Genomic DNA, 21,480 nt, shown 5'->3' with positions numbered 1-21,480 from the left:
TCACCGCACTTTCAAAAACTGGCGCTATGGTAGCGCAATGCCGGCCGGTGCCTGAAAGAGGCCGCGCGATATGGCGCAAAGCGATATATTCGTCGATTTTGTCAGTTAAGAAATTTCCCGCCAGACAGAATTAAAAAATGCTGAATGGCATTTCCGGCCGCTGTGCCATACATTCCATACATTGAAGCTGTGCGAGCAAAAACGATCCGCCCCCGGCCGCACCATGCAGAACTTTGGAGTGTGTCCATGACCGGAAGAATCCTGCTTGCCGAAGACCGCGACGTGCCCTGGGAGGCCGACGCGCGACCGCTCGGCCTGCTGGCGCCAGTGCACGACAAGGCGCCAGTCTATTACCGCCTGCCCGATACGCCTGACGGGCACCATATCAAGGAATATCCCAGCGGCCTGCGCCAGCTGGTACGTTTTGTCGGCGTCGAGGAACAGGTCGTCAAATACAACCTGAGCTGATCCCGCGCCACCGTTTTCCCTGTGGTTGTCTCCTCCAAGCCCGATCCTGCGGGCAGGGACTTGAACCCGCGAGCTTCGCGGGTTTTTTCTTGCCATGACCGTACCCGGTGCGCGCGCCTCAGAGCTGCGGCGCGCGGCAGGCCGCGCCGCCAGCATTGGCCGCCTCCGGCATGCCAAACACGGCCTGCGCCCCGCATTGCGAACCGAACATGCGGGCCTGGTCGTGCCCCACGCCCACCACTTCATAAGCCTGGTGGCGGATTACCAAGCCCGGGCCGGCGAGGTAGCGCTCGTAGCGCAGGTAGCCGCGCGCACGCTGCAGCCGCGTCGGGCCCTCGGCCTCGGCGCCGCAGGATTTATCGAGCACGCGATGGTTCGGATCGTTGTCCTCGGTGCCGGCCAGATACGTCACCTGGCGTCCGGCATAGCGCCGGTACAGCGCCATGCCGTCGGCGCCTTTCGCATACGGCACCATGTCCTGCATGCCGTAGCGGTATTTGTCGTAGTCGGGGCAACGGGTGCTGTCATACGGCGCGAACGACTTGCCATCGGCGCCAGCCGGCCGCACCGGCGTGAAATACAGGTACGACGAGGGATTGGCCACGACGTAGCGCAGGTCGATGCCGCCCGCGCGGATGCGTTCGTCGACATGGTTCAGCGCCGCGTAGCGGTGCACGATCTGCCCGCCGCCGGAATGGCCGGCCACCGTCACCTTGCGCACCAGCGGCAGCCGCGCCTTGTCGGTGAAGCGTGCGAGCAGGTCGTCCAGCACCTGCAATGAGCTGACGCGCGCCGGGCCCTCGACCGCATCCTCGCCGCTGAGCCAGCCCTGCACCGACCAGTGCGGCATGCCGGTAAAGCCCTTCTTCTGGTCGGGCGTGCCGGGGAAATTGGGCGCAACCAGCAGCACCTCGTCCGGGTTGCGGCCGCTGGCCTTCAGCAGTTCGGCGCCCGCGGCATAGTAGTCATCGCCGTTGCGCTGCAGGCCATGCTGGACGAACACCACTTCGCGAATGCGCGACAGGTCGCCGTCGAGCCGGTGGTTGGCATAGACCGGGAAGTCATAGCCGGCGCCCGCGCCTAGATGCACGCGCTGCCAGTGCGGCGCGGCAGCCGTGGGGCCGGCGGGGTTGCCGGCGGCAGGCGGCACGGCCGGCGTGCCGGCGCAGCCCGCCAATACCGCGAGGCTGGCGGCAGCAAGGGCGCGCACCAGGTGCGAACGGGCGGGCTGCGGCAGGCGAGCGATCGATAGGGTCATGGCGGGTGGTCTCCGGTTGGCATGCCGGCGATGGTAGGGCAGTGGCGCGGGGCATGGCAACGCCTGCCGCGCCGCCATGCAGTTCTACGCCAGCCGCCTTGCCAGCGCCGCCACGTCTGGCCACGTCACGCGCCGCACCATCACGCGCAGGTCGGGCCCATGGAAATCGTCCTCGAACGGCTCAGAGGCCTCGCCGCCCAGCCGCTGGTAGAACTCGCACGCCTGCGTATTGGCCTCGAGTACGTAGAGGAACAGCGGCTGCCCTGGCCAGCCCTGCATGACACGTTGCGCGCAATGGGCCAGCAGCCGCTTGCCCAGCCCCTGGCCATGGAAAGCGGGCAGGACATGCAGGTTGTCCAGGTAGATGCCGAAGCGCGGGTCGGCCTGCGGCAGCAGGCAGGCAAAGCCGGCGGCCTCGCCGTCGACCAGCGCCAGCGTGACCTCGGCCGGGCCATCGGCGCCGTCGTGCATGCGCGCGCGCCAGGCTGCCAGCCGTTCGGGGTAGGCCTGATCGCGCAGGTAAGCGTCCGGCAGCATGCCGGGATAGGTGTGCTGCCAGCTGGCAGCGTGCATGGCGGCGAGCCGGTCGGCATCGGCGGCGGTGGCGGGTATCAGCGCAAGTTCGGGCATGGGAACGAGACGGGAACGGCACAGAGGCGCAGGCGCATGGGGCAAGCGCCCATTGTGCCCGCGCCATGCCAAAGCTTGCAAAAGGCGGAGGAAGGGTTTGCAATCGTGGTCCCCGGCACACCCGGCCTTCCCTTGCGCGCCGCCGCGGCAGCGGGAACGAAGGTTGCAGCAGCCCTGGCACACCCCCGCGCAAGCAAAGGAAGCCTTATGTACATGGTCTACTGGTCCGAAGCCCTCGGCACAGGACTGACGCCGCATGCGCAGTCGTTCCCCAGCGACGCGATGCGCGAGGCGCTGCGCTTTACCGAAGCGCTGCGCCAGCGCCAGCACGCGGGCGAGGCGGTCAGCTTTGTCACGCTGTGCTCGGAAAACCCCGACTCGGTCGGCCGCGCCGGCGCGGCCGATCCGCCGCCCGACTACGAGTGGAAGAAGCGGCGGCCATGATCCGGCGCGTTGTGTCCGGGCCGGTCATGCCAGCGCCGGCTCATCCCTGTCCGGTCTGGCGCGCCGCGATCCGGCGGGTCACGGCCTGGTCGAACCAGCGGTCCATCATTGCCTTTTCGTAGCGCAGCCGGTCGGAGGGATCGTAGATGTTGATGCCGAAATTGAACGTCGGGTCGGCGATACGCTGCTCGCCGCTGCCGATCACGGCACCGTCGCTGCCGCGCAGTTCGTAGCGCAGCGTCATGTGCGGCCAGGTGACATCGCGCACGATGCGCACATTGTAGGCTTGCCTGTGCCACGGCTCGAAATGCCCGGCCAGGTCGACGTCGAGCACTTCGATGCTCAGCGCATAGCCCTCCGGCAGGTAACGCGCCGCCAGCTTGTCGAAGTGGCGGCGGATATCGTTCATCACCTGCGCCCGCTCCTTCTCGCTGCCGTAGTCGCTGCGGTAAGCGGCGTCGGTGTAGGTCTCCGGATGAACGAAGGTGAGCGACAGGGTGCCGGCGGGCGGCGCGGCAACGGCGCCCAGGGCGAGCGATGCCGCGCAGGCGGCCAGCAGACGCAGGGATCTGGCCATGGCGAACTCCAGGACAAGCGTTTTTCGCCTCTTGATTCTAGGCCGGCAAAGGCCGGCGGGCGCGGGTTGCCAAGGCTGGAAGATGCCGCATCCGGTACAAACGGGCGCCGGCGCGAGCCGGCGCCCGTTGCCGCCCAATCAGCCGATGATGTCGAACTGGCTGAAATATTCCTCGTTCAGTTCCAGCCCCAGCCCCGGCAGGTTGTCGTCAAGCTGCAGGTAGCCGTTGTCCGGCGCCGGATCGCCCTTGAAGATGTAGTAGAACAGTTCGTTGCCGACCTCGACGTCGTGCACCGGGAAGTACTCCGACATCGGCGACGCGGTCGACGCCATGGTCAGGTGGTAGTTGTGCATCTGGCCGGCGTGCGGGATCACCGGCACCGACCAGGCCTCGGCCATGGCGTTGATCTTCTGCGCCGCGGTGATGCCGCCGACGCGGTTGGTGTCGTACTGGATCACATCGACCGCGCGGCGCTCCAGCAGGTCCTTGAAGCCGTACGAGGTGAACTCGTGCTCGCCGCCGGAGATCGGGAACGGGCTCGCCTTCTTCAGTTCGACATAGCCTTCGATATCGTCGGCGATCACCGGCTCTTCGAGCCAGCGCGGGTTGAACTCGGCCAGGCGCGGCAGCATGCGGCGCGCGTATTCCAGGGTCCAGCCCATGTAGCACTCCAGCATGATGTCGACGCCGTCGCCGACCAGCTCGCGCAGCAGCCGCACCTGCTCGATGTTCTTCTGCATGCCGGCGGGGCCGTCCTTGGGGCCGTAGCCGAAGCGCATCTTCAGCGCGGTGAAGCCCTGGTCGAGGTAGCCTTGCGCTTCGGCCAGGAAGGCATCGCGGTCGTCGTTGTTGTAGAGCTTGGAGGCATAGCACCAGATCTTTTCCTTGGTGCGCCCGCCCAGCAGCTTGAACACCGGCTTGCCCACGGCCTTGCCCATCAGGTCCCACAGCGCGATATCGACCGCCGAGATCGCCGCCATGCCGATGCCCTTGCGGCCCCAGGCATGGGTGCGGCGGTACATCTTCTGCCACAGGTATTCGTTGTCGAACGGATCCTGGCCGATCACCACCGGCGCCAGGTATTCGTCGACGATCTGCTTGGCCACGCGCGGGGCCAGCGCGCAGTTGCCGATGCCGACCAGGCCGGTATCGGTCTCGATCTCGACCACCATCCAGCCGTGGAAGCGGAACGAGCCCATGGCGTCGCCGCGCTCGAACAGGATGTCGGTGGCGTTGGTGCAGAAATGCGCCTGCGGCGGCACGGTCTTGCCCTTCCACTCAAAGACGCGGGCGCGGACGTTGGTGATCTTCATGTTCAGCTCCTGATGGCAATGCGTTGGCGCGAACGCACCCCGGCCGCGCCGGGGGCGGTCATGCTGGATCCGGTATGGATTGACGAGTGGCTAGGCGTTTGCGGCGGCGCGCCGTTGCGCCCCCATGCGGCAGGCAAGCTGGAACGCCTGCAGCGTGGCGCCGGGATCGGCACGGCCCTGCTGCGTGATATCGAAGGCAGTGCCGTGCGCCGGCGTGGTGATCGGCACCGGCAACCCGCCCTGCACCGTCACGCCGCGCGAGAAGCCCATCAGCTTGATGCCGATCTGCCCCTGGTCGTGGTACATGGTGACGATGGCGTCGAACTGGCGCTGCGACGGCCCACCCTGCACCTTCAGGAAGATGGTGTCGGCCGGGAACGGGCCCTGCGCATTGACGCCGCGTTCGCGCGCCGCCACCACGGCGGGTGCGATCACGTCGATCTCTTCGCGGCCGAAGGCGCCGTTGTCGCCGTTGTGCGGGTTCAGGCCGCATACCGCGATGCGCGGGCTGGCCATGCCGGCGCGGCGCAGCGCCTGGTCGATCAGGTCGATCGCGCCGCCGACGCGCGCCGGGGTGATCAGCGCCGGCACGTCCTTGAGCGCGACGTGCGAGGTCACGCGCGAGGTCCACAGGCCGTCCAGCACGTTGAACTCGCAGAAATCGCCGTGGTAGCCGAGCTGCTCGGCGAACCAGTGCAGCTCGTCGCTGTGGCTCATGCCGGCGGCGTGCAGCGAGCTCTTGTTCAGCGGCCCGAACAGGATCGCATCGGCCTGTCCGGCCTGCGCCAGCTCCAGTGCCAGCGTCAGCGTGCCCAGGCTGTAGCGGCCGCCTTCGGCGCTGGCCACGCCGCGCGCATAGGCCGGGCTTTCGGGCAGCTGCCAGTGGTACAGGCGCGGCTGGCCATCGGCGGCGAAGGCGGGCGCATCGGTCTCGGCCAGCGCCAGCTCGACCCCGGCGAGCTGCATGCCGTGGCGCCATTCGGCGCGGTCGGCGATCAGCAGGATCTCGGCCTGCGCGGCGGTGCCGGCATCGGCCAGCAGCCGGGCGATCAGTTCGGGACCGATGCCGGCGGGGTCGCCCAGCACCATGGCGATTCTTGGACGGGGATGCATGAGGCTTCCGAAAGGTTATTGGTCGAGCTTGACGCCCAGTTCTGCGATCAGCTTGCCGTAGCGCACATATTCGGCACGCGAGAAGGCATCGAATTGCGCGGCGCTCAGCGCGCCTGGCACCGCGCCCACGTCGGCCAGCCGGCGCACGGTGTCGGGGTCCTTGAGCACCGTCGCCAGCGCGCCGCCCAGCTTCTGCAGTGTCGCGGGCGGCGTGCCGGCCGGGGCATAGACCCCGTACCACGCGCTCATCTGGATCCCCGGCACGCCGGCTTCGGCCAGCGTGGGCACGTTGGGCAGCAGCGCCGAGCGCTGGTCGGCGGTCACCGCCAGCGCGCGCAGCTTGCCGGCCTTGATATGGCCGATGACCGAGGGCATGGTCTCGAAGCTCATGTCCACCTGCCCGCCCATCAGGTCTACCAGCGCGCTGCTGCTGCTCTTGTACGGCACATGCAGCAGCTTGCCCTTGACCTGGCGGGCAAAGGCGGCGCCGGCCAGGTGCTGGGTGCTGCCGACCCCCGACGAGCTGTAGCGGAACTTGTCCGGATTCGCCTGGATCTGCGCCACCAGCGCCTTGACGTCGCGCGCCGTCACCTGGCTGTTGACCACCAGCACATTGGACACGGTCGACACCAGCGCCACCGGCGCCAGGTCCTTGAGCGGATCGAACTGCAGCTTGAGCAGGTGCGGCGCGATCGCCTGCGAGGTGACCACGCCCATCAGCAGCGTATTGCCGTCCGCCGGCGCCTTGGCGGTGATGTCCGCGGCAATGGTATTGGACGCGCCCGGGCGGTTGTCCACCACCACCGGCTGCTTCAGTTGCGCGGCGAGCTTGTCGGAGACGATACGCGCCATCACGTCGGTACCGCCGCCCGGCGCGGCGCCCACCATCAGCCGCACCGGCCGCGTGTCCTGGGCCCATGCCGCGCCCGTTGCCGCGGCCATCGTGGCGAGGCCGGCGAGCGTGCCGGCGATCCATGTCTTCATTGCTGTCTCCGTCGTTTGCTGTCCGGCTCTGCGGCGCGGATGGCCAGACTATAGGAGCATCAGCGATTCGCTACTACTGACGTTTTTTGAACTGGCGATCACCTGACGTTATACCTTGGCCTCCCCCGCACCGGGTCCGCGCGGGCCCGCTTTCAGGATAGCCACCAGCTGCCGCGCCGCCGCCGACAGGCCGCCGCCGCGCCGCGTGACGATGCCGAAGGTCTGCTGGCGCGACTGCAGCCGCACCGGCAGGATGCGCAGCATCTTCTGGCGCGCGAACATGGCGGCGACGCCCGCGGGCAGCAGCGATACCAGCCGGGGATCGTCCTGCAGCATCGCCACCGTGACGAACGCCGACGAGGTCGACACCGCATTGGCCGGGAAGCTCATGCCGGCCAGGTCCAGTTCGCGCTGCAGCAGCGCATGCATCGGCATATGGCCGGCATACGTGATCCAGCGATATCCCGCGAGGTCGGCAAACCCCATCGGGGCCGCGCGCGGCGCGGGATGCGAGCGCCCCACCACCACCGCCACCTGCTCGTCGCCAAGCGCGTGGTAGTGGTAGCGCGCCGGCTCGTCGCTGACCAGCGAGCGGCCGATCACCAGGTCCAGGTGGCCGTCGTCGAGCAGTTCGAGCAGGCGACGGCTGGTGTCCTCGATGACTTCCAGCGCCAGCTCCGGGTGCGCCTGGCGCAACTGCGCCAGTGCCGGCACCAGCACCTCGGGCACCGCGCCCATGATGGTGCCGACGGCGACACGGCCGCCGCTGCCGGCGCGGATGCCGGCCACCTCGTCGCACATCGCGCCCAGGTCCGCCACCAGCTGGCGCGCGTGCCGGATCACGCAATGGCCGAAGGCGTTGGGCCGCATGCCACGCCTCGAGCGCTCGAACAACGGTGCCTCCAGCATGCTTTCCAGCTCCTGCAGCGACTTGCTCGCCGCGGACTGGGTCATCGCCATGGCCGCGGCCGCCTGGTGCAGCGAGGCATGCTCGTCGAGCGCGATCAGCAGTTGCAGCTGCTTCACGCGCAGGCGGCCCATGACGGTCTCGAGGGTGGATTTCATGACAGGTCGGTGAGTCGCAAAAGCGATCACCAGATGGAAAGGTTTCAATATACAGCCCGCCGGGCGGCTCGTATATTGGCCCCGACCATTTGACTGACAGCCCGGAGACAGACCAATGACCCGCAGCCCAACCCCCACCGTCTACCGCGGCGTATTCCCGGTGGCGCCCACCATCTTCGACGCGCACGGCGGGCTCGACCTGGACGGCCAGCGCCGCTGCATCGACTTCATGATCGATGCCGGCTCGCACGGCCTGTGCATCCTGGCCAATTTCTCCGAGCAGTTCGTGCTCAGCGACGACGAGCGCAACGTGCTGATGAAGACCGTGCTGGAGCACGTGGACGGGCGCGTGCCGGTGATCGTCACCACCACGCATTTCAGCTCGCGCCTGTGCGCCGAGCGCAGTCGCGCGGCGCAGGACGCCGGCGCCGCCATGGTGATGGTGATGCCGCCCTACCACGGCGCCACCATCCGCATGCCCGAGCGCAGCATCCATGAGTTCTTTGCCACGGTCTCGGACGCGATCGACATCCCCATCATGATCCAGGACGCGCCGGTCAGCGGCACCACCCTGAGCGCGCCGTTCCTGGCGCGCATGGCGCGCGAGATCGGCAATGTGTCGTACTTCAAGATCGAGGTGCCGCAGGCCGCGGCCAAGCTGCGCGAGCTGATCGAACTGGGCGGCGACGCCATCGTCGGCCCGTGGGACGGCGAAGAGGCCATCACGCTGATGGCCGACCTGGAAGCTGGCGCCACCGGCGCCATGACCGGCGCGGGCTTTCCCGACGGCATCCGCCAGATCCTCGATGCCTGGCAGGCCGGCGACGCCGAACTGGCCGCGCAGCGCTACCAGCAATGGCTGCCGCTGATCAACTACGAAAACCGCCAGGGCTGGCTGGCCACCAGCAAGGTGCTGATGCAGGAAGGCGGCGTGATCGCGTCGGACGCGGTGCGCCACCCGCTGCAGCCGATGCACCCGGCCACGCGCGAAGGGCTGATGCGGATCGCGCGGCGGCTGGATCCGATGGTGTTGCGGTGGGGGCGGTGAGACTCTTGGCCTTGATGTGCTGGCGCCTCGCATCGAGCAGCGCTGACCCTCACCCCAGCCCTCTCCCGCGAGCGGGAGAGGGAGCACCCAGAACGCATTTGCCACGCCCGCGGTTTGCTCCCCTCTCCCGCCTTGCGGGAGAGGGGCGGGGGTGAGGGCCGGCGCATACACGAAGCGCTATCCCTGACGATGCCTCCGACTGTCGCAGATACGAAGTCCGCTCCATCTTTCACAAATCCCACCATGACCCTCACCGGCAACCTCTTGATCGGCCGCGAATCCCCCCGCGGCACCCACGGCACCCTCCACGCCATCGACGCCGCCACCGGCACCCGACTGGAGCCCGCCTTCGGCGGCGCCACACTCCAGCAGCTCGACCACGCCTGCGCCCTCGCCTGGCAGGCGTTCGACACCTACCGCGAAACCGCCCCCGAGCGCCGCGCCGATTTCCTTGAAGCCATCGCCGCCAATATCCTGGCGCTGGGCGATGCGCTGGTCGACCGCTGCGTCGCCGAATCCGGCCTGCCGCGAGCCCGCATCGAAGGCGAGCGCGGCCGCACCGTGGGCCAGCTGCGGCTGTTCGCCAGCCTGCTGCGCCAGGGCGATTTCCTGGAACTCCGCGTGGATCCGGCCCAGCCCGAACGCAAGCCGCTGCCGCGCCCGGACCTGCGCCTGCGCCAGATCCCGCTGGGACCGGTGGCGGTATTCGGCGCCAGCAACTTTCCGCTGGCATTCTCGGTCGCCGGCGGCGATACCGCATCGGCGCTGGCCGCGGGCTGTCCCGTCATCGTCAAGGCGCATCCGGCGCATCCCGGCACCTCCGAGCTGGTCGGCCGCGCCATCCAACAGGCCGTGGCCGGCATGGACCTGCCCGAAGGGACGTTCTCGCTGCTGTTCGACGCAGGGCTGGAAATCGGCCAGGGGCTGGTGCGCGATCCGCGCATCAAGGCGGTGGGCTTCACCGGCTCGCGCGCGGGCGGCATGGCGCTGATGGCGCTGGCTGCAGCGCGGCCGGAGCCCATCCCGGTGTTTGCCGAGATGAGCAGCGTCAACCCGGTGCTGCTGTTTCCGCATGCGCTGGCCAGCCGCGCCGAAGCCATCGGCACCGCCTTCGCCGATTCGCTGACGCTGGGCGCGGGGCAGTTCTGCACCAATCCCGGCCTGGTGCTGGCCGTTGCAGGGGACGACCTCGACCGCTTCCTGCAGGCTGCCTCGGCACGGCTGGCCACACTGCCCGCGGCGACCATGCTGACCCCCGGCATCCATCGCGCCTATTGCGCCGGCGTCGCGTCGCTGGCCGGACACGCCCAGGTGCAGACCGTCGCGCGCGGCGCGGCAGGATCTGCCACGCAGGGGCAGGCCGCACTGTTCGCCACCGACGCCGCCGCCTTCCTCGCCGACCCGGCGCTGCGCCACGAAGTCTTCGGCGCCGCCGCGCTGGTGGTGCGCTGCCGTGACCTTGCCGAAATGCGGGGCGTCATCGACGCACTGGAAGGCCAGCTGACCGCCGCGCTGCATCTGGACGACGCCGACCATGACGCCGCCCGCGCGTTCCTGCCCGCGCTGGAACGGCTGGCGGGGCGCATCCTGGTCAACGGTTTCGGCACCGGCGTGGAAGTCGGCCATGCGATGGTGCACGGCGGCCCGTGGCCGGCGACCTCCGACGGCCGCAGCACCTCGGTGGGCAGCCTGGCGATCGCGCGCTTCGTGCGCCCGGTCAGCTACCAGGACATGCCGGCCGGGCTGCTGCCCGCGTCGCTGCGCCCGGACAGCCCGCAGCGGCAGCACTGGCGCGTCGACGGCAAGCTGCCTGGCAGCGCCGACTAAACACCAGCGCGCTAGCGCGACAGCGCCCGCAATGCATCGATCAGCAGGCTCATCGATGCGGTCGGCGGGCGGCCGCGCCGCGTGACGATGCCATACGGCCCCAGCTTGCGCGGCAGCGGCAAGGGCAACACCGCCAGCGCGCCCAGCCGGCCGTAGTAGGCCGCCACCGACTCCGGCAACACCGCGATCAGCTCGCTGTCCGCCAGCAACGAGGTAGTCATCAGCACCGCCGCGGTCTCGATGGTCGACGGCGGCGCCGGCACGCCGGCATCCTCGAACGAGCGGTCGATCAGCGCGCGCATCGGGCTGGGGCGCGGCTGCATGATCCACGGGTAGCGGGTCAGCTCCGCGAACGTCAGCTTGCGCCGCCGCGCCAGCGGGTGCTGCGGCCCGACCACGATCGCCAGCCCCTCGTCGCCCAGCTGCTCGAACTCCAGCCCGCTGCTGTCCCAGCCATCCGGCACCCGGCCCAGCACAACGTCGAGCTGGTCGCGCTCGAGCTGCGGCATCAGCACGTCGCTGGTTTCCACATGCACCGCCACCTCCAGCCGCGGATGATCGCGGTTCAGTTGCCGGATCACGTCGGCAAGCAGCCCCGGCGTCGGCGCCATCACCGCGCCAACGCGCACGCGGCCGATCTTGCCGGATTCCAGCGCCACCAGCTCGTCGCGCAAGCCGCCCATATCCGCGAACACCAGCCGCGCATAACGCGTCGCCGCCAGCCCGAAGCGCGTCGGCCGCAGCCCGCGCGCATGGCGCTCGAACAGCGGCACGCCGAGCAGGTCTTCCATGTCCTGCAGCATCTTGCTGACCGCGGGCTGCGTCAGCGTCAGCGCTTCCGCGGCCTGGCGCAGCGAGCCGCGCTCTTCCACGGCAAGCAGCAGGCGCAGGTGCTGCATCTTGAGGCGGCCGTGCAGGGTGCTGACGGGTGGGATCATGGGAGCGGTGAAGGCGCGGAGGCAAGGACAGGCTCGCGCCCGTGAGCGCAAATTCTTATCGCTTTGCCCGGGATGGTCAACCTGCGGAGATTGCGCCACCGGTGGCTGGCCCCGCTGCCATGCCCGCCCTATAGTGGAATGCGAGGCGGCCGGTTGTCACCTACGGTGCTTCGGGGCCGCATCCGATACATCCCAGGGGAGGCCAGCGTTATGCATGGCGATGCCAACACCACCGAGGTGACGATCCCGGCCGCCGGCGTGATCTTGCAAGGCGTGCTCGCGCTGCCCCCGGGCGCCACGGCACTGGTGCTGTTCGCGCACGGCACCGGCAGTTCGCGCCATAGCCCGCGCAATCGCTACGTGGCAGCCGAACTCAATCGCTGCGGCATGGGAACCTTGCTGATGGACCTGCTGCTGCCCGACGAAGACCAGGTGCAGGCGATCCGCTTCGACGTCGCGTTGCTGGCCGAGCGGCTTGCCCATGCCACCAGCTGGGTCACGCAGCAGGCCGGCATGCCAGCTCAGCTGGGCTACTTCGGCGCCAGCATCGGCGCCGCCGCATCGATTCGCGCCGCCAGCATGTCGCCGACCCCGATCGGCGCCATCGTCTCTCGCGGCGGCAGGGTCGACCTGGCAGGCGCCGACGCCCTTGCCACCCTGCCGACACCGACCATGCTGATCGTCGGCGGGCTCGATGTCAGCGTGCTGGAACGGAACGAGTCCGCCTTCGCCCAGCTGTCATGTCCGAAGAAGCTGGTGATCGTGCCCGGCGCTTCCCATCTGTTCGAAGAGCCCGGCGCGCTGCAGTCGGTGGCCCGCCTGGCGGCGCAATGGTTCGAGCGCTATCTGTGCAAGGCATCGTCCTGAGCCACGTGCTGGCCTGCAATAAGCCGAACGCCGAAGCGTCCGCGGATTGACCGACCTGCAGGAGACAGCGCACCACGTTGTCACCCGTTCTCCATCAGCCATGACGGATCGCCGGCGCTCGTCCTTCGCGACGATGAAATCATCTGTCCCGGTGCAACGTTCCGCTTTTCCTTGCATGCCCCGGACTTTCCCCTTGGTGACAAGGCGCGAGCGACGCCGCAGGTACAATGTGCCGGCCCGCGGGCTTGCCGAGCGGGCGCATCCACGCCAATTTCTCAAGGAACAGGTCACCACCGATGCGCGACACCAGCCGGGCATTCCTCCTCGGTCCGCTGCTCAAAGGCGTGTCGCGTTCGTTCTACCTGACGCTGCGCGTGCTGCCCGCGCGCATGCGGGATCCGGTGGGGCTGGCCTATCTGCTTGCACGCGCCGCGGACACCATTGCGGATACCGCGCTGATCGCGCCGGAAAGGCGGCTGGCATTGCTGCTGTCGCTGCGCGAGCAGGTCAACGGCGTGAATGCCGGGGTGGCGTCGACGCCCGACTTCGCGGCGGAAGTGGCAAGCCGCCAGGAGCAGTCCGACGAACGCGTCCTGCTCGCGTCGCTTGAACACGCGCTGGCGGTGCTGGCGCAACTGGAGCCGGCAGACCGCAGCGCGGTACGGCAGATCGTGTCGACGCTGACCGAAGGGATGGAATTCGACCTGCGCACGTTCCCTGATGAACGCGCCGGGCGCATCGTCGCGCTGCGCGAAGTGGAAGCGCTGGACCGCTATACCTACCTGGTCGCCGGCTGCGTGGGCGAGTTCTGGACCCGCATGGCCGCCGCCCACATGCCCGGCGCGATCGGCGACACCGGGACCATGCTGCGCCGTGGGATTCGCTTTGGCAAAGCCCTGCAGATGACCAATGTGCTGCGCGACTGCGGCAAGGATCTGCGCATCGGCCGCTGCTATTTGCCGGAGACGATGCTGGAGCGGCACGGTCTGCAAGCGCAGGACCTGCTGCGCCCGGACGCCTCCGCGCTCGCGCGCCCGCTGATGTTAGAGCTGGTCCGCATCACGCTGGCACACTTCGAGCAAGCGCTAGCCTATACGCTGGCCATCCCGGCGCGCTTCGTCAGGCTGCGGCTGGCCTGCCTGTGGCCGGTGCTGATCGGCATGGAGACGCTGAAGCGCCTGGTGCGCAATGACGACTGGCTCGATCCCGCCAGGGCGTCGCGGCTGCCCCGTAGCGGGGTTTACCGGATCCTGGCGGGCTCGTTGCCGGCGGTGCTGTCGAACCGGCTGTTGCGCTTCTGGTTTGCACGCCAGAAGCGCGATATCTCCGCCATCATCCGCTGAGGCGGGCACCGCCGGTGCCACCCCGGCGGGACGACCTTAGTCGGACTGGTACTTCGGCGAGCGCGGCCCATACAGCAGGCCGCCGGGCTGTCCCGCCGCCAGCAGCCGGTAGCTGGTGCTGCCCGCCACGGTATAGCTGGCGTCCATGGTGTGGTTCATCGCCTGCGTGATGGCCGCACTGATCAGCATGCCGATCAGCCCGCCGCCGCTGCTGGAGCTGTCGGTGGCAGCCACCGCGGTGCCGGACCACAGGACGTCGCCGTTCCTCAGGTCGACCAGCTTGGCGTTGGCCGCGACCCGGGTCACGCTGCTGAGGATCTGGTAGCGCGAGCCATACTCGGTCACGGTGACGTACAGCGCCGCGTCCGCGCCGAAGATCTCGTGCAGCTTGGCCAACGGCACGGCATGGATGTCGTCCGGCACGGTCAGGCCGTTCTGCCGGAAGGTTTCGTCGACCACGGCCACGGGCAGCACGTAGTAGCCCGATTCCGCCAGCGGGAAGGTGGCTTGCGACAGCATGGCATAGGTGGCCTTGATGTCGGGCGACGTGTTCTGCGGCGGCAAGACCACGATCGAGCGCGGCCGGCTGGCCTTGAAGGCGGCGTAATCCACCTGCTTGGTCGGCACGGCACAGCCGGCGAACAGCATGGCCATGGCCACGCCAGCGACATAGGTGAGGAGCCGGCGCATCATTGGGGATTCCTTGCGGTGGTGGCAGTGGCGGTGGCGGTGGCGGTGGCGATGCCACTATCCTTGCCGGCGGCGGCGCCGGTCTTGATCTCGGTGCGGGTGTCGCTCTTCACGTTCCGGAGCAGGAAATCCATATAAGGCGCCGATTCCGGAAACAGCGTCTTCTCGGTCTGGAATTCCTTGATCATCTGGTCGCCCTTGCCGATGTTCAGGTACAGCAAGCCAAGCTGGGCGTGATAGCCCGGCGGCACCGACCCGCTCTGCGCCTGGATCTTCTGCAGCCCGCTTTCCAGGGCCGTGATCTGCGCTTCCCTGGATTCGCCCTTGAAATATTCGTAGACCTGCGTCTGGTAGCCCTCCCACTGGTACATGGGCTTGGGCGCCGCGCAGCCGGCAAGCAGGAGGCTGCCGGCGGCCGACAATAATGCTGCGCGATGCAGCATGACCGTGTTCATCATTGTTGTTCTCGTTGCGTTGGATTCAGCGCCGCGACCGGGCGCTTACTGCTGCGCCGGCTTCCAGGCGCCGCTCTCGATGGCGCTGACCAGGTTGTTCACGGCCTCGCGCATGGCCAGGTCCATGACCTTGCCGTTGAGCGTCGAGTCATAGCTTGCCGTGCCGCCAAACCCGATCACCTCGCGGTTCGACAGCTTGTATTCGCCCGCGCCTTGCGTGGCATATACGACTTCCGAGGTACTGATGTTGACGATGTTAAGGTTGACCTTGGCATAGGCCACCTGTTCGCGGCCGCGGCCGAGGATGCCGAACAGCTGCACGTCGCCGACTTCCTTGCGCCCGAACTCGGTGATATCGCCGGTCACCACATAGTCGGCGCCCTTGAGGCGTTGCGCCTGGTTCTTGATCGCTGCCTCGCGCCTGATCTCTTCCAGGTTCTCGCGCTCCAGCACATTGAAGCGGTTGGTCTGCTGCAGATGGGTCACCAGGCTGGTCTTGGCCTGCCCGCTCAGGCGGTCGATGCCGTCCGAGAACACGCCGCGCATGTAGTTGGAGCGGTTGTCGAACTTGCCGACGGCAATTGGCGTGCGCACGCCGTTATAGGGCCGGCTGGCGCTTTCCACCTTCTGCACCGGCAAGGCGGTCGAGGTCTCGGTGGCGCAGCCTGCCAGCAGCAGCGCGGCGGCGGCCGCGCCGAGCAGGCCGCACGATTTCATGATCTTCACTTGGTTTTCTCCCTGTTGTGATTGAGCGGATGCCATGGTCCGGGAACGCCATGGCGGCCCGCGGCGCGCCATGCTACACCGAGTCCTGCGAGGGTAAGTCAACCTGGATCAACAGGCTGGCGCGGCGGGGCGCACGGATCGCTGTTCTGTCTTACGGCAGGCTTTGGCAAATCCTTAGCCACGCGCAGTGACGAAGCAAAAAAAAACCGGCCCAACGGGCCGGTTCGATGCTGCGGACAGCAAGCGCCAGGCGGATGCTCAATCCACCGTCGCCCCCGAAGCCTTCACCACCTTCGCCCACTTGGCCGTTTCCGACTTCATGAACGCGGCCAGCTGGGCCGGCTTTTCCGGGTTGGGCTCGGCGCCCTGGTCGGCCATCTGCTTCTTCACGTCCGGCATGGCCAGGATCTTCACCACTTCGGCGTTGAGGCGGTCGACGATGGCCTGCGGCGTGCCGCCGGTGGCGTATAGCGCAAACCACGAGGTGGCTTCATAGCCGGGCACGCCCGATTCGGCCACGGTCGGCACGTTGGGCAGCGCCGGCGAGCGCTTGGCCGAGGTCACCGCCAGCGCGCGCAGCTTGCCCGCCTTCACGTGCGGGTACGACGACGGCATGTTGTCGAACATCAGGCCGATCTGGTTGCCCAGCAGGTCGTTCACGGCGGGGGCGCTGCCCTTGTACGGGATGTGCTGGATATGCAGGCCGGTCATCGAGTTGAACAGTTCGCCCGACAGGTGCATCGACGAGCCGCTGCCCGACGAGCCGTACGACAGCTTGTCCGGGTTGGCCTTGACGTAGGCGATCAGTTCCTTGATGTTGTTGACCGGCACCTTGGGGTTGGCGACCACCAGGTTCGGCACCATCGCCACGCGGCTGATCGGCGCGAAGTCCTTGACCGGGTCGTACGGCAGCTTGGAGTACAGCGACTGGTTGATGGCGTGCGTGCCGATGGTGCCCATGAACAGCGTGTAGCCGTCGCCCGGGGCCTTGGCGGCCAGCGACGCGCCGATGTTGCCGCCCGCGCCCGGACGGTTGTCGATCACCACCGGCTGGCCGAGGGCCTTGCCCAGCTGCAGGCCGACGATGCGGGCCAGGATGTCGGTGGTGCCGCCGGCCGAGAACGGCACGATCAGCGTGATCGGCTTGGTCGGATAGCCGCCCTGTGCATGGGCCGCGCCGGCAAAGCCGGCGAGGGTGGTGGCCAGTGCCACGCCGGCGGCAAGCAGGCGGCGGCGCGTGGTGGAGGTCTGGGAATCTTGTCTCATCGGTAATGCTCCGGTGCTATGTCATTCCGGCGGTGATCGGTACCGCGGGAGGTTGTGCTGAATGGCGTGATTGCCGTTCCCGAACGGAGCGCGCACACGCGCGCTGCCGGTGGGCGGCCCGCTTATGGGCCGCCATGCGTGACGCTTGGTTAACGTCTCTTCTTGTTGAATGCTTGAGTCGCGCAGGCGCGCCGGTCCTTACACCGGCGCAACGCCCAGCGTGGTGCCGCCGCACACGTACATCACCTGGCCGGTGACGAAGCCGTTGTCGGGCGACAGGAAGAACAGCGCGGCGCGTGCCACGTCTTCCGGGGTGCCCATGCGCTTGACGGTGATGCTGGCAAGGATGCGCCTGGTTTGCTCCGCGCCGTCGGGATTGCTCTTGCGGAACAGCTCGGTGGCGATCGGTCCCGGGGCCACGGCGTTGACGGTAATGCCGTCGCCGCCCAGCTCCATCGCCAGCGTGCGGGTCATGCCGATCAGGCCGGCCTTGGTGGCCGAGTACACCACGCGCTCCGGCTTGCCCAGCGCGGCGCGCGAGGCCATGTTGACGATGCGGCCGAAACCCGCGGCACGCATCGCGGGCAGGCAGGCTTGCAACAGCAGCAGCGGGGCTTGCAGGTGCAGGCCGGTGACGTAGTCCAGGTCGGCAACGGTGGCGCTGTCGGCGGTGCCGGGGCGGGTGGCGCCGGCATTGTTCACCAGGCGCGTGACGGCAAAGCGCGACGTGACCTGCTCCGCCACGGCGCGGGTCGCCTCGGCATCGGTCAGGTCGGCCTGGAAGAAGGTCAGGTTGGGATGCGACCACGCCGGCGCGGCGTAATCGACATTGACCACCTGGGTCACGCCATCGGCCAGCAGCATTTCACAGATGGCGCGGCCGATGCCGGAACTGCCGCCGGTGACGAGGGTGGCTACGGGGAGGGACATCTTTGACTCACTTTCAAAACGACTGCGGACTGCGGTCTTGCTCCCCTCTCCCGCATGCGGGAGAGGGGCCGGGGGTGAGGGCAGGACTTTGCATACCAGCGCGACTGACTTCGTCGATGCGCCCACCCTCACCCCAACCCTCTCCCGCCAGCGGGAGAGGGAGCCAACAAGCGGTAGAACTGACCGCCGCGCTTAAACGCGCTCGATCACCATCGCGATACCCTGGCCCACGCCGATGCACATCGTGCACAGCGCGAAGCGGCCGCCGGTGCGGTGCAGCTGGTACATCGCGGTGGTGACCAGGCGCGCGCCGCTCATGCCGAGCGGGTGGCCCAGCGCGATCGCGCCGCCGTTGGGGTTGACGCGCTGGTCGTCGTCGGCGATGCCCAGTTCACGCAGCACGGCCAGGCCTTGCGCGGCAAACGCTTCGTTCAGTTCGATCACGTCGATCTGGTCCAGCGTCATGCCCAGTTGCTTCATCAGCTTCTGCGTGGCCGGTGCCGGACCGATGCCCATCACGCGCGGCGCCACGCCGGCGGTGGCCATGCCGACGATGCGCGCACGCGGGGTCAGGCCGTGTTGCTTGATGCCGGCTTCGCTCGCCAGCAGGATCGCGCAGGCGCCGTCGTTCACGCCCGAGGCATTGCCGGCGGTCACCGTGCCGTCAGGACGGACCACGCCGCGCAGCTTGGCCAGCGCTTCCATGCTGGTGGCGCGCGGGTGTTCGTCGCGTTCGACCACGATGGCATCGCCCTTCTTCTGCGGGATCGTGACCGCGGTGATTTCCTGGGCCAGCGTGCCGTCGGCCTGCGCGCGCGAGGCCTTTTCCTGGCTGCGCAGCGCCATCAGGTCCTGGTCTTCGCGGCTGATCTTGTAGTCGGTGGCGACGTTCTCGGCGGTCTCGGGCATCGAGTCCACGCCGTAGGCGGCGCGCATGGCCGGGTTGATGAAGCGCCAGCCGATGGTGGTGTCGAAGATCTGCGCATCGCGCGAGAACGCGCTGGTGGCCTTGCCCATCACGAACGGGGCGCGGCTCATGCTTTCCACGCCGCCGGCGATCATCAGGTTGGCCTCGCCCGCCTTGATCGCGCGCGCGGCGGTGCCGGTGGCGTCCATGCCGGACCCGCACAGGCGGTTGATGGTGGCACCCGGCACGTCCTGCGGCAGGCCCGCCAGCAGCGACGACATGCGCGCCACGTTGCGGTTGTCTTCGCCGGCCTGGTTGGCATTGCCGTAGATCACGTCGTCGATGGCCTTCCAGTCGACGTTGGCGTTGCGGGCCATCAGCGCCTTCAGCGGCACCGCGCCGAGGTCGTCCGCGCGCACCGCGGACAGGCTGCCGCCGTAGCGGCCGATGGGGGTGCGGATGGCGTCGCAGATAAAGGCTTCGGTCATGGTGCGTCTCTCTCTCTTTGTGATGGATATCGATGCGGGCGCTCAGGCCTGCTTCAGGGGCACGCCGGTCAGGCGCTGCAGTTCGTCAAAGCCCAGGCCTTCCACCAGGTCGCGCGCGACCAGCCCGTCGGGGGTCACGTCGATGGTGGCAAGGTCAGTGTAGATGCGCGTCACGCAGCCGATGCCGGTCAGCGGATAGGTGCATTGCGGCACGATCTTGCTTTCGCCCTGCTTGGTCAGGTGCTCCATCATCACGAACACCTGCTTGGCGCCGATCGCCAGGTCCATCGCGCCGCCCACGGCGGGGATGGCGCCCGGTGCGCCGGTGTGCCAGTTGGCCAGGTCGCCCTGCTGCGACACCTGGAACGCGCCCAGCACGCAGAAGTCGAGATGGCCGCCGCGCATCATCGCGAACGAATCGGCGTGGTGGAAGTACGAGCCGCCCGGCTTGATCGTCACCGGCTGCTTGCCGGCGTTGATCAGGTCGCCGTCCTCTTCACCGGCGGCGGGCGCGGGGCCCATGCCGAGCAGGCCGTTCTCGCTGTGCAGCAGGATTTCCTTGTCCGCCGGCAGGTGGTTGCCGACCAGGGTAGGCAGGCCGATGCCGAGATTGACCACGGCACCGTCGGGAATGTCTTTGGCCACGCGGGCGGCCATCTGATCGCGGGTCAGGCGTTGCATGCTGTTTCTCCTGTATTCGCGCTCAGGCGACCTTGACGACACGCTTGACGAACAGGCCCGGCGTGACGATGTGCTCGGGGTCCATCTCGCCCAGCTCGACCACGCGGCTGACCTGCACGATGGCGCATTTGGCGGCCATCGCCATGATCGGGCCGAAGTTGCGCGCGGTCTTGCGGTAGGTCAGGTTGCCCCAGCGGTCGGCGGTATCGGCCTTGATCAGTGCGAAGTCGGCGTGGATCGGGGTTTCGAACACATAGCCCTGGCCGTCGATGATGCGCGTTTCCTTGCCTTCGGCCAGCGGCGTGCCGTAGGCGGTGCGGGTGAAGAAGCCGCCGATGCCGGCCCCGGCGGCGCGGATGCGCTCGGCCAGGTTGCCCTGCGGCACCAGCTCCAGCTCGATCTCGCCGGCGTGGTAGAGCGAATCGAACACGTAGGAATCCGCCTGGCGCGGGAACGAGCAGATGATCTTGCGCACGCGCTTGGTCTTGAGCAGCGCGGCCAGCCCGGTGTCGCCGTTGCCGGCGTTGTTGTTGACGATGGTGAGGTCGCGCGCGCCTTGCGCGATCAGCGCGTCGATCAGTTCCGCGGGCATGCCTGCCAGGCCGAAGCCGCCGGTCAGGATGGTGGCGCCGTCGTGGATGCCGGCAACCGCCGCTTCCACCGAGTCGTATAGCTTGTTGATCACTTGCGTTCCAGGTCGGAAGATCCGCCAGGCTACCGGAGCGGGCCGCAAGCCGCGGCGCATGAAAGACGGTCTCCGGTAATCCTGCCGGAAGGATGTTCGTTGCGGCGGGCGGCGTGGCCGCCCGGTGAACGAGTCCAGCAGTCTGCGCGTGCTCTGCATCGGTCGAAGTGGACCAGGCACTCGTCGCTCGAACCTACGGATAGACCGGGGATAAATCCGGGACAAACCGAGATGTTCGATATACGAACTCGAATTCGCAGAATGAACAGGTTACACCTGGCCCTCGGCGACGGTCAAGCCGACCGGGCGGTCGGCCAACCAGTTTGTGCGATCAGCGCGCAAGGTGATCCAGACACCCTCTATGTAGGACTGAGCCGACATCACAATCGGCTCGCACGGGATAGGGCGCAACGCCAGCCGGGCCTATCGTTGAAGCAGAACAAGGCAGCGCCGCACAGCAGCCTCCGGACCACCCGGCTGAGCCGGCCTCGCCTGGCAACACACAAGAACGAGGAGCCCGTCATCATGGCCACCGCCAACATCCCGTTTTCTTCCACGCCCCATGCAGCAGCGCTCGCGCGCATCCTGCATGTCACCCGCAATGCCTGGGCAATGGATCGTCACCCGATGCCAGCCACGATGGCGCCCGTCACAACCGGCGCCGCCACGCCGTTGCTATCGTGCCGCGCGCGCCTGGCCCGTGCGGCCGCCCGCGCCTTTGAAGCACAGGTGATGGCGATTCGCTGCCGCCAGGCCGTCGTCGCCTGATCCTGCCC

At 68.0% G+C, this 21,480-nt stretch carries 23 protein-coding genes; 7 read left to right on the top strand and 16 right to left on the bottom strand.

Annotated features, from left to right (window positions below):
* The first annotated feature begins 246 nt into the window (after window positions 1–246).
* Window positions 247–468, top strand: coding sequence for a hypothetical protein (locus tag AC3FMM_RS00315; RefSeq protein ID WP_018004733.1), 222 nt, complete (start codon window positions 247–249; stop codon window positions 466–468).
* Window positions 469–586: 118 nt separating this feature from the next.
* On the opposite strand, the gene AC3FMM_RS00310 is transcribed toward AC3FMM_RS00315, so the two are convergent.
* A complete protein-coding gene (locus tag AC3FMM_RS00310) occupies window positions 587–1,726 on the bottom strand; it encodes an alpha/beta hydrolase family protein (RefSeq protein WP_473704687.1) in 1,140 nt (379 codons plus the stop codon).
* An 84-nt stretch (window positions 1,727–1,810) separates the two neighbouring features.
* Window positions 1,811–2,356: a GNAT family N-acetyltransferase gene (locus AC3FMM_RS00305; protein WP_326347720.1), complete on the bottom strand. Its 546-nt coding sequence runs from the start codon at window positions 2,354–2,356 to the stop codon at window positions 1,811–1,813.
* Window positions 2,357–2,563: 207 nt separating this feature from the next.
* On the opposite strand from AC3FMM_RS00305, the gene AC3FMM_RS00300 reads away from it, so the two are divergent.
* A complete protein-coding gene (locus AC3FMM_RS00300; protein ID WP_018004736.1) occupies window positions 2,564–2,800 on the top strand; it encodes a hypothetical protein in 237 nt (78 codons plus the stop codon).
* Window positions 2,801–2,840: 40 nt separating this feature from the next.
* On the opposite strand, the gene AC3FMM_RS00295 is transcribed toward AC3FMM_RS00300, so the two are convergent.
* The 5 genes from AC3FMM_RS00295 to AC3FMM_RS00275 all read right to left on the bottom strand — a co-directional run bounded on the left by AC3FMM_RS00295 (window position 2,841) and on the right by AC3FMM_RS00275 (window position 7,853).
* Window positions 2,841–3,377 (bottom strand): DUF3016 domain-containing protein, encoded by a 537-nt coding sequence (locus tag AC3FMM_RS00295; protein ID WP_488685936.1) that lies wholly within the window; start codon window positions 3,375–3,377, stop codon window positions 2,841–2,843.
* Between the two features lie 138 nt (window positions 3,378–3,515).
* Complete coding sequence (locus AC3FMM_RS00290; protein ID WP_488685935.1) at window positions 3,516–4,691, bottom strand: L-rhamnonate dehydratase; 1,176 nt, start codon at window positions 4,689–4,691, stop codon at window positions 3,516–3,518.
* A 90-nt stretch (window positions 4,692–4,781) separates the two neighbouring features.
* Window positions 4,782–5,804, bottom strand: coding sequence for a 4-hydroxythreonine-4-phosphate dehydrogenase PdxA (locus tag AC3FMM_RS00285; RefSeq protein WP_488685934.1), 1,023 nt, complete (start codon window positions 5,802–5,804; stop codon window positions 4,782–4,784).
* 15 nt (window positions 5,805–5,819) lie between these two features.
* Window positions 5,820–6,788: a Bug family tripartite tricarboxylate transporter substrate binding protein gene (locus AC3FMM_RS00280; protein WP_488685933.1), complete on the bottom strand. Its 969-nt coding sequence runs from the start codon at window positions 6,786–6,788 to the stop codon at window positions 5,820–5,822.
* Between the two features lie 108 nt (window positions 6,789–6,896).
* Window positions 6,897–7,853, bottom strand: coding sequence for a LysR substrate-binding domain-containing protein (locus tag AC3FMM_RS00275; RefSeq protein WP_488685932.1), 957 nt, complete (start codon window positions 7,851–7,853; stop codon window positions 6,897–6,899).
* A gap of 115 nt (window positions 7,854–7,968) precedes the next feature.
* On the opposite strand from AC3FMM_RS00275, the gene AC3FMM_RS00270 reads away from it, so the two are divergent.
* Window positions 7,969–8,901 (top strand): dihydrodipicolinate synthase family protein, encoded by a 933-nt coding sequence (locus AC3FMM_RS00270; protein WP_115712000.1) that lies wholly within the window; start codon window positions 7,969–7,971, stop codon window positions 8,899–8,901.
* A gap of 243 nt (window positions 8,902–9,144) precedes the next feature.
* Window positions 9,145–10,728, top strand: coding sequence for an aldehyde dehydrogenase (NADP(+)) (locus AC3FMM_RS00265; protein ID WP_488685931.1), 1,584 nt, complete (start codon window positions 9,145–9,147; stop codon window positions 10,726–10,728).
* An 11-nt stretch (window positions 10,729–10,739) separates the two neighbouring features.
* Here the strand turns inward: AC3FMM_RS00265 and AC3FMM_RS00260 are convergent, their stop codons facing one another.
* Complete coding sequence (locus AC3FMM_RS00260) at window positions 10,740–11,666, bottom strand: LysR family transcriptional regulator (RefSeq protein WP_115711996.1); 927 nt, start codon at window positions 11,664–11,666, stop codon at window positions 10,740–10,742.
* A gap of 210 nt (window positions 11,667–11,876) precedes the next feature.
* Between AC3FMM_RS00260 and AC3FMM_RS00255 the strand changes: the two genes are divergently transcribed.
* Both AC3FMM_RS00255 and AC3FMM_RS00250 read left to right on the top strand, forming a co-directional pair.
* Entirely contained in the window at window positions 11,877–12,533 is a 657-nt protein-coding gene (locus tag AC3FMM_RS00255) for a dienelactone hydrolase family protein (RefSeq protein WP_115682227.1), read from the top strand.
* 296 nt (window positions 12,534–12,829) lie between these two features.
* Entirely contained in the window at window positions 12,830–13,876 is a 1,047-nt protein-coding gene (locus AC3FMM_RS00250) for a phytoene/squalene synthase family protein (RefSeq protein WP_488685930.1), read from the top strand.
* 36 nt (window positions 13,877–13,912) lie between these two features.
* On the opposite strand, the gene AC3FMM_RS00245 is transcribed toward AC3FMM_RS00250, so the two are convergent.
* The 8 genes from AC3FMM_RS00245 to AC3FMM_RS00210 form a co-directional block, all read right to left on the bottom strand.
* Window positions 13,913–14,569: a DUF799 domain-containing protein gene (locus AC3FMM_RS00245; RefSeq protein ID WP_115682221.1), complete on the bottom strand. Its 657-nt coding sequence runs from the start codon at window positions 14,567–14,569 to the stop codon at window positions 13,913–13,915.
* A complete protein-coding gene (locus tag AC3FMM_RS00240; protein WP_115711989.1) occupies window positions 14,566–15,024 on the bottom strand; it encodes a DUF4810 domain-containing protein in 459 nt (152 codons plus the stop codon). Before AC3FMM_RS00240 ends, AC3FMM_RS00245 begins: the two co-directional genes overlap by 4 nt.
* Before the next feature lie 42 nt (window positions 15,025–15,066).
* Window positions 15,067–15,738 carry a CsgG/HfaB family protein gene (locus tag AC3FMM_RS00235; protein ID WP_414248477.1) on the bottom strand — a complete coding sequence of 224 codons (672 nt, stop codon included), beginning with the start codon at window positions 15,736–15,738 and terminating at the stop codon, window positions 15,067–15,069.
* Between the two features lie 267 nt (window positions 15,739–16,005).
* The gene (locus AC3FMM_RS00230; protein ID WP_116313330.1) at window positions 16,006–17,013 is read right to left on the bottom strand and encodes a Bug family tripartite tricarboxylate transporter substrate binding protein; all 1,008 of its coding nucleotides are present in this window, start codon (window positions 17,011–17,013) and stop codon (window positions 16,006–16,008) included.
* Window positions 17,014–17,211: 198 nt separating this feature from the next.
* Entirely contained in the window at window positions 17,212–17,943 is a 732-nt protein-coding gene (locus AC3FMM_RS00225) for an SDR family NAD(P)-dependent oxidoreductase (RefSeq protein ID WP_326347727.1), read from the bottom strand.
* Between the two features lie 192 nt (window positions 17,944–18,135).
* Window positions 18,136–19,338, bottom strand: coding sequence for a 3-oxoadipyl-CoA thiolase (gene pcaF / locus AC3FMM_RS00220; RefSeq protein ID WP_115682218.1), 1,203 nt, complete (start codon window positions 19,336–19,338; stop codon window positions 18,136–18,138).
* Between the two features lie 42 nt (window positions 19,339–19,380).
* Entirely contained in the window at window positions 19,381–20,019 is a 639-nt protein-coding gene (locus tag AC3FMM_RS00215; protein ID WP_115682217.1) for a 3-oxoacid CoA-transferase subunit B, read from the bottom strand.
* Between the two features lie 22 nt (window positions 20,020–20,041).
* On the bottom strand, window positions 20,042–20,704 hold the full coding sequence (locus AC3FMM_RS00210) for a 3-oxoacid CoA-transferase subunit A (protein ID WP_092316195.1): 663 nt from the start codon (window positions 20,702–20,704) through the stop codon (window positions 20,042–20,044).
* Window positions 20,705–21,229: 525 nt separating this feature from the next.
* On the opposite strand from AC3FMM_RS00210, the gene AC3FMM_RS00205 reads away from it, so the two are divergent.
* The gene (locus tag AC3FMM_RS00205) at window positions 21,230–21,472 is read left to right on the top strand and encodes a hypothetical protein (protein ID WP_116313327.1); all 243 of its coding nucleotides are present in this window, start codon (window positions 21,230–21,232) and stop codon (window positions 21,470–21,472) included.
* Window positions 21,473–21,480 lie beyond the last annotated feature (8 nt).

This window comes from Cupriavidus sp. 207A1 (assembly GCF_057798955.1).
The sequence above is the reverse complement of the archived record's forward strand: the minus strand, read 5'-3'. Positions and strand labels throughout refer to the sequence as shown.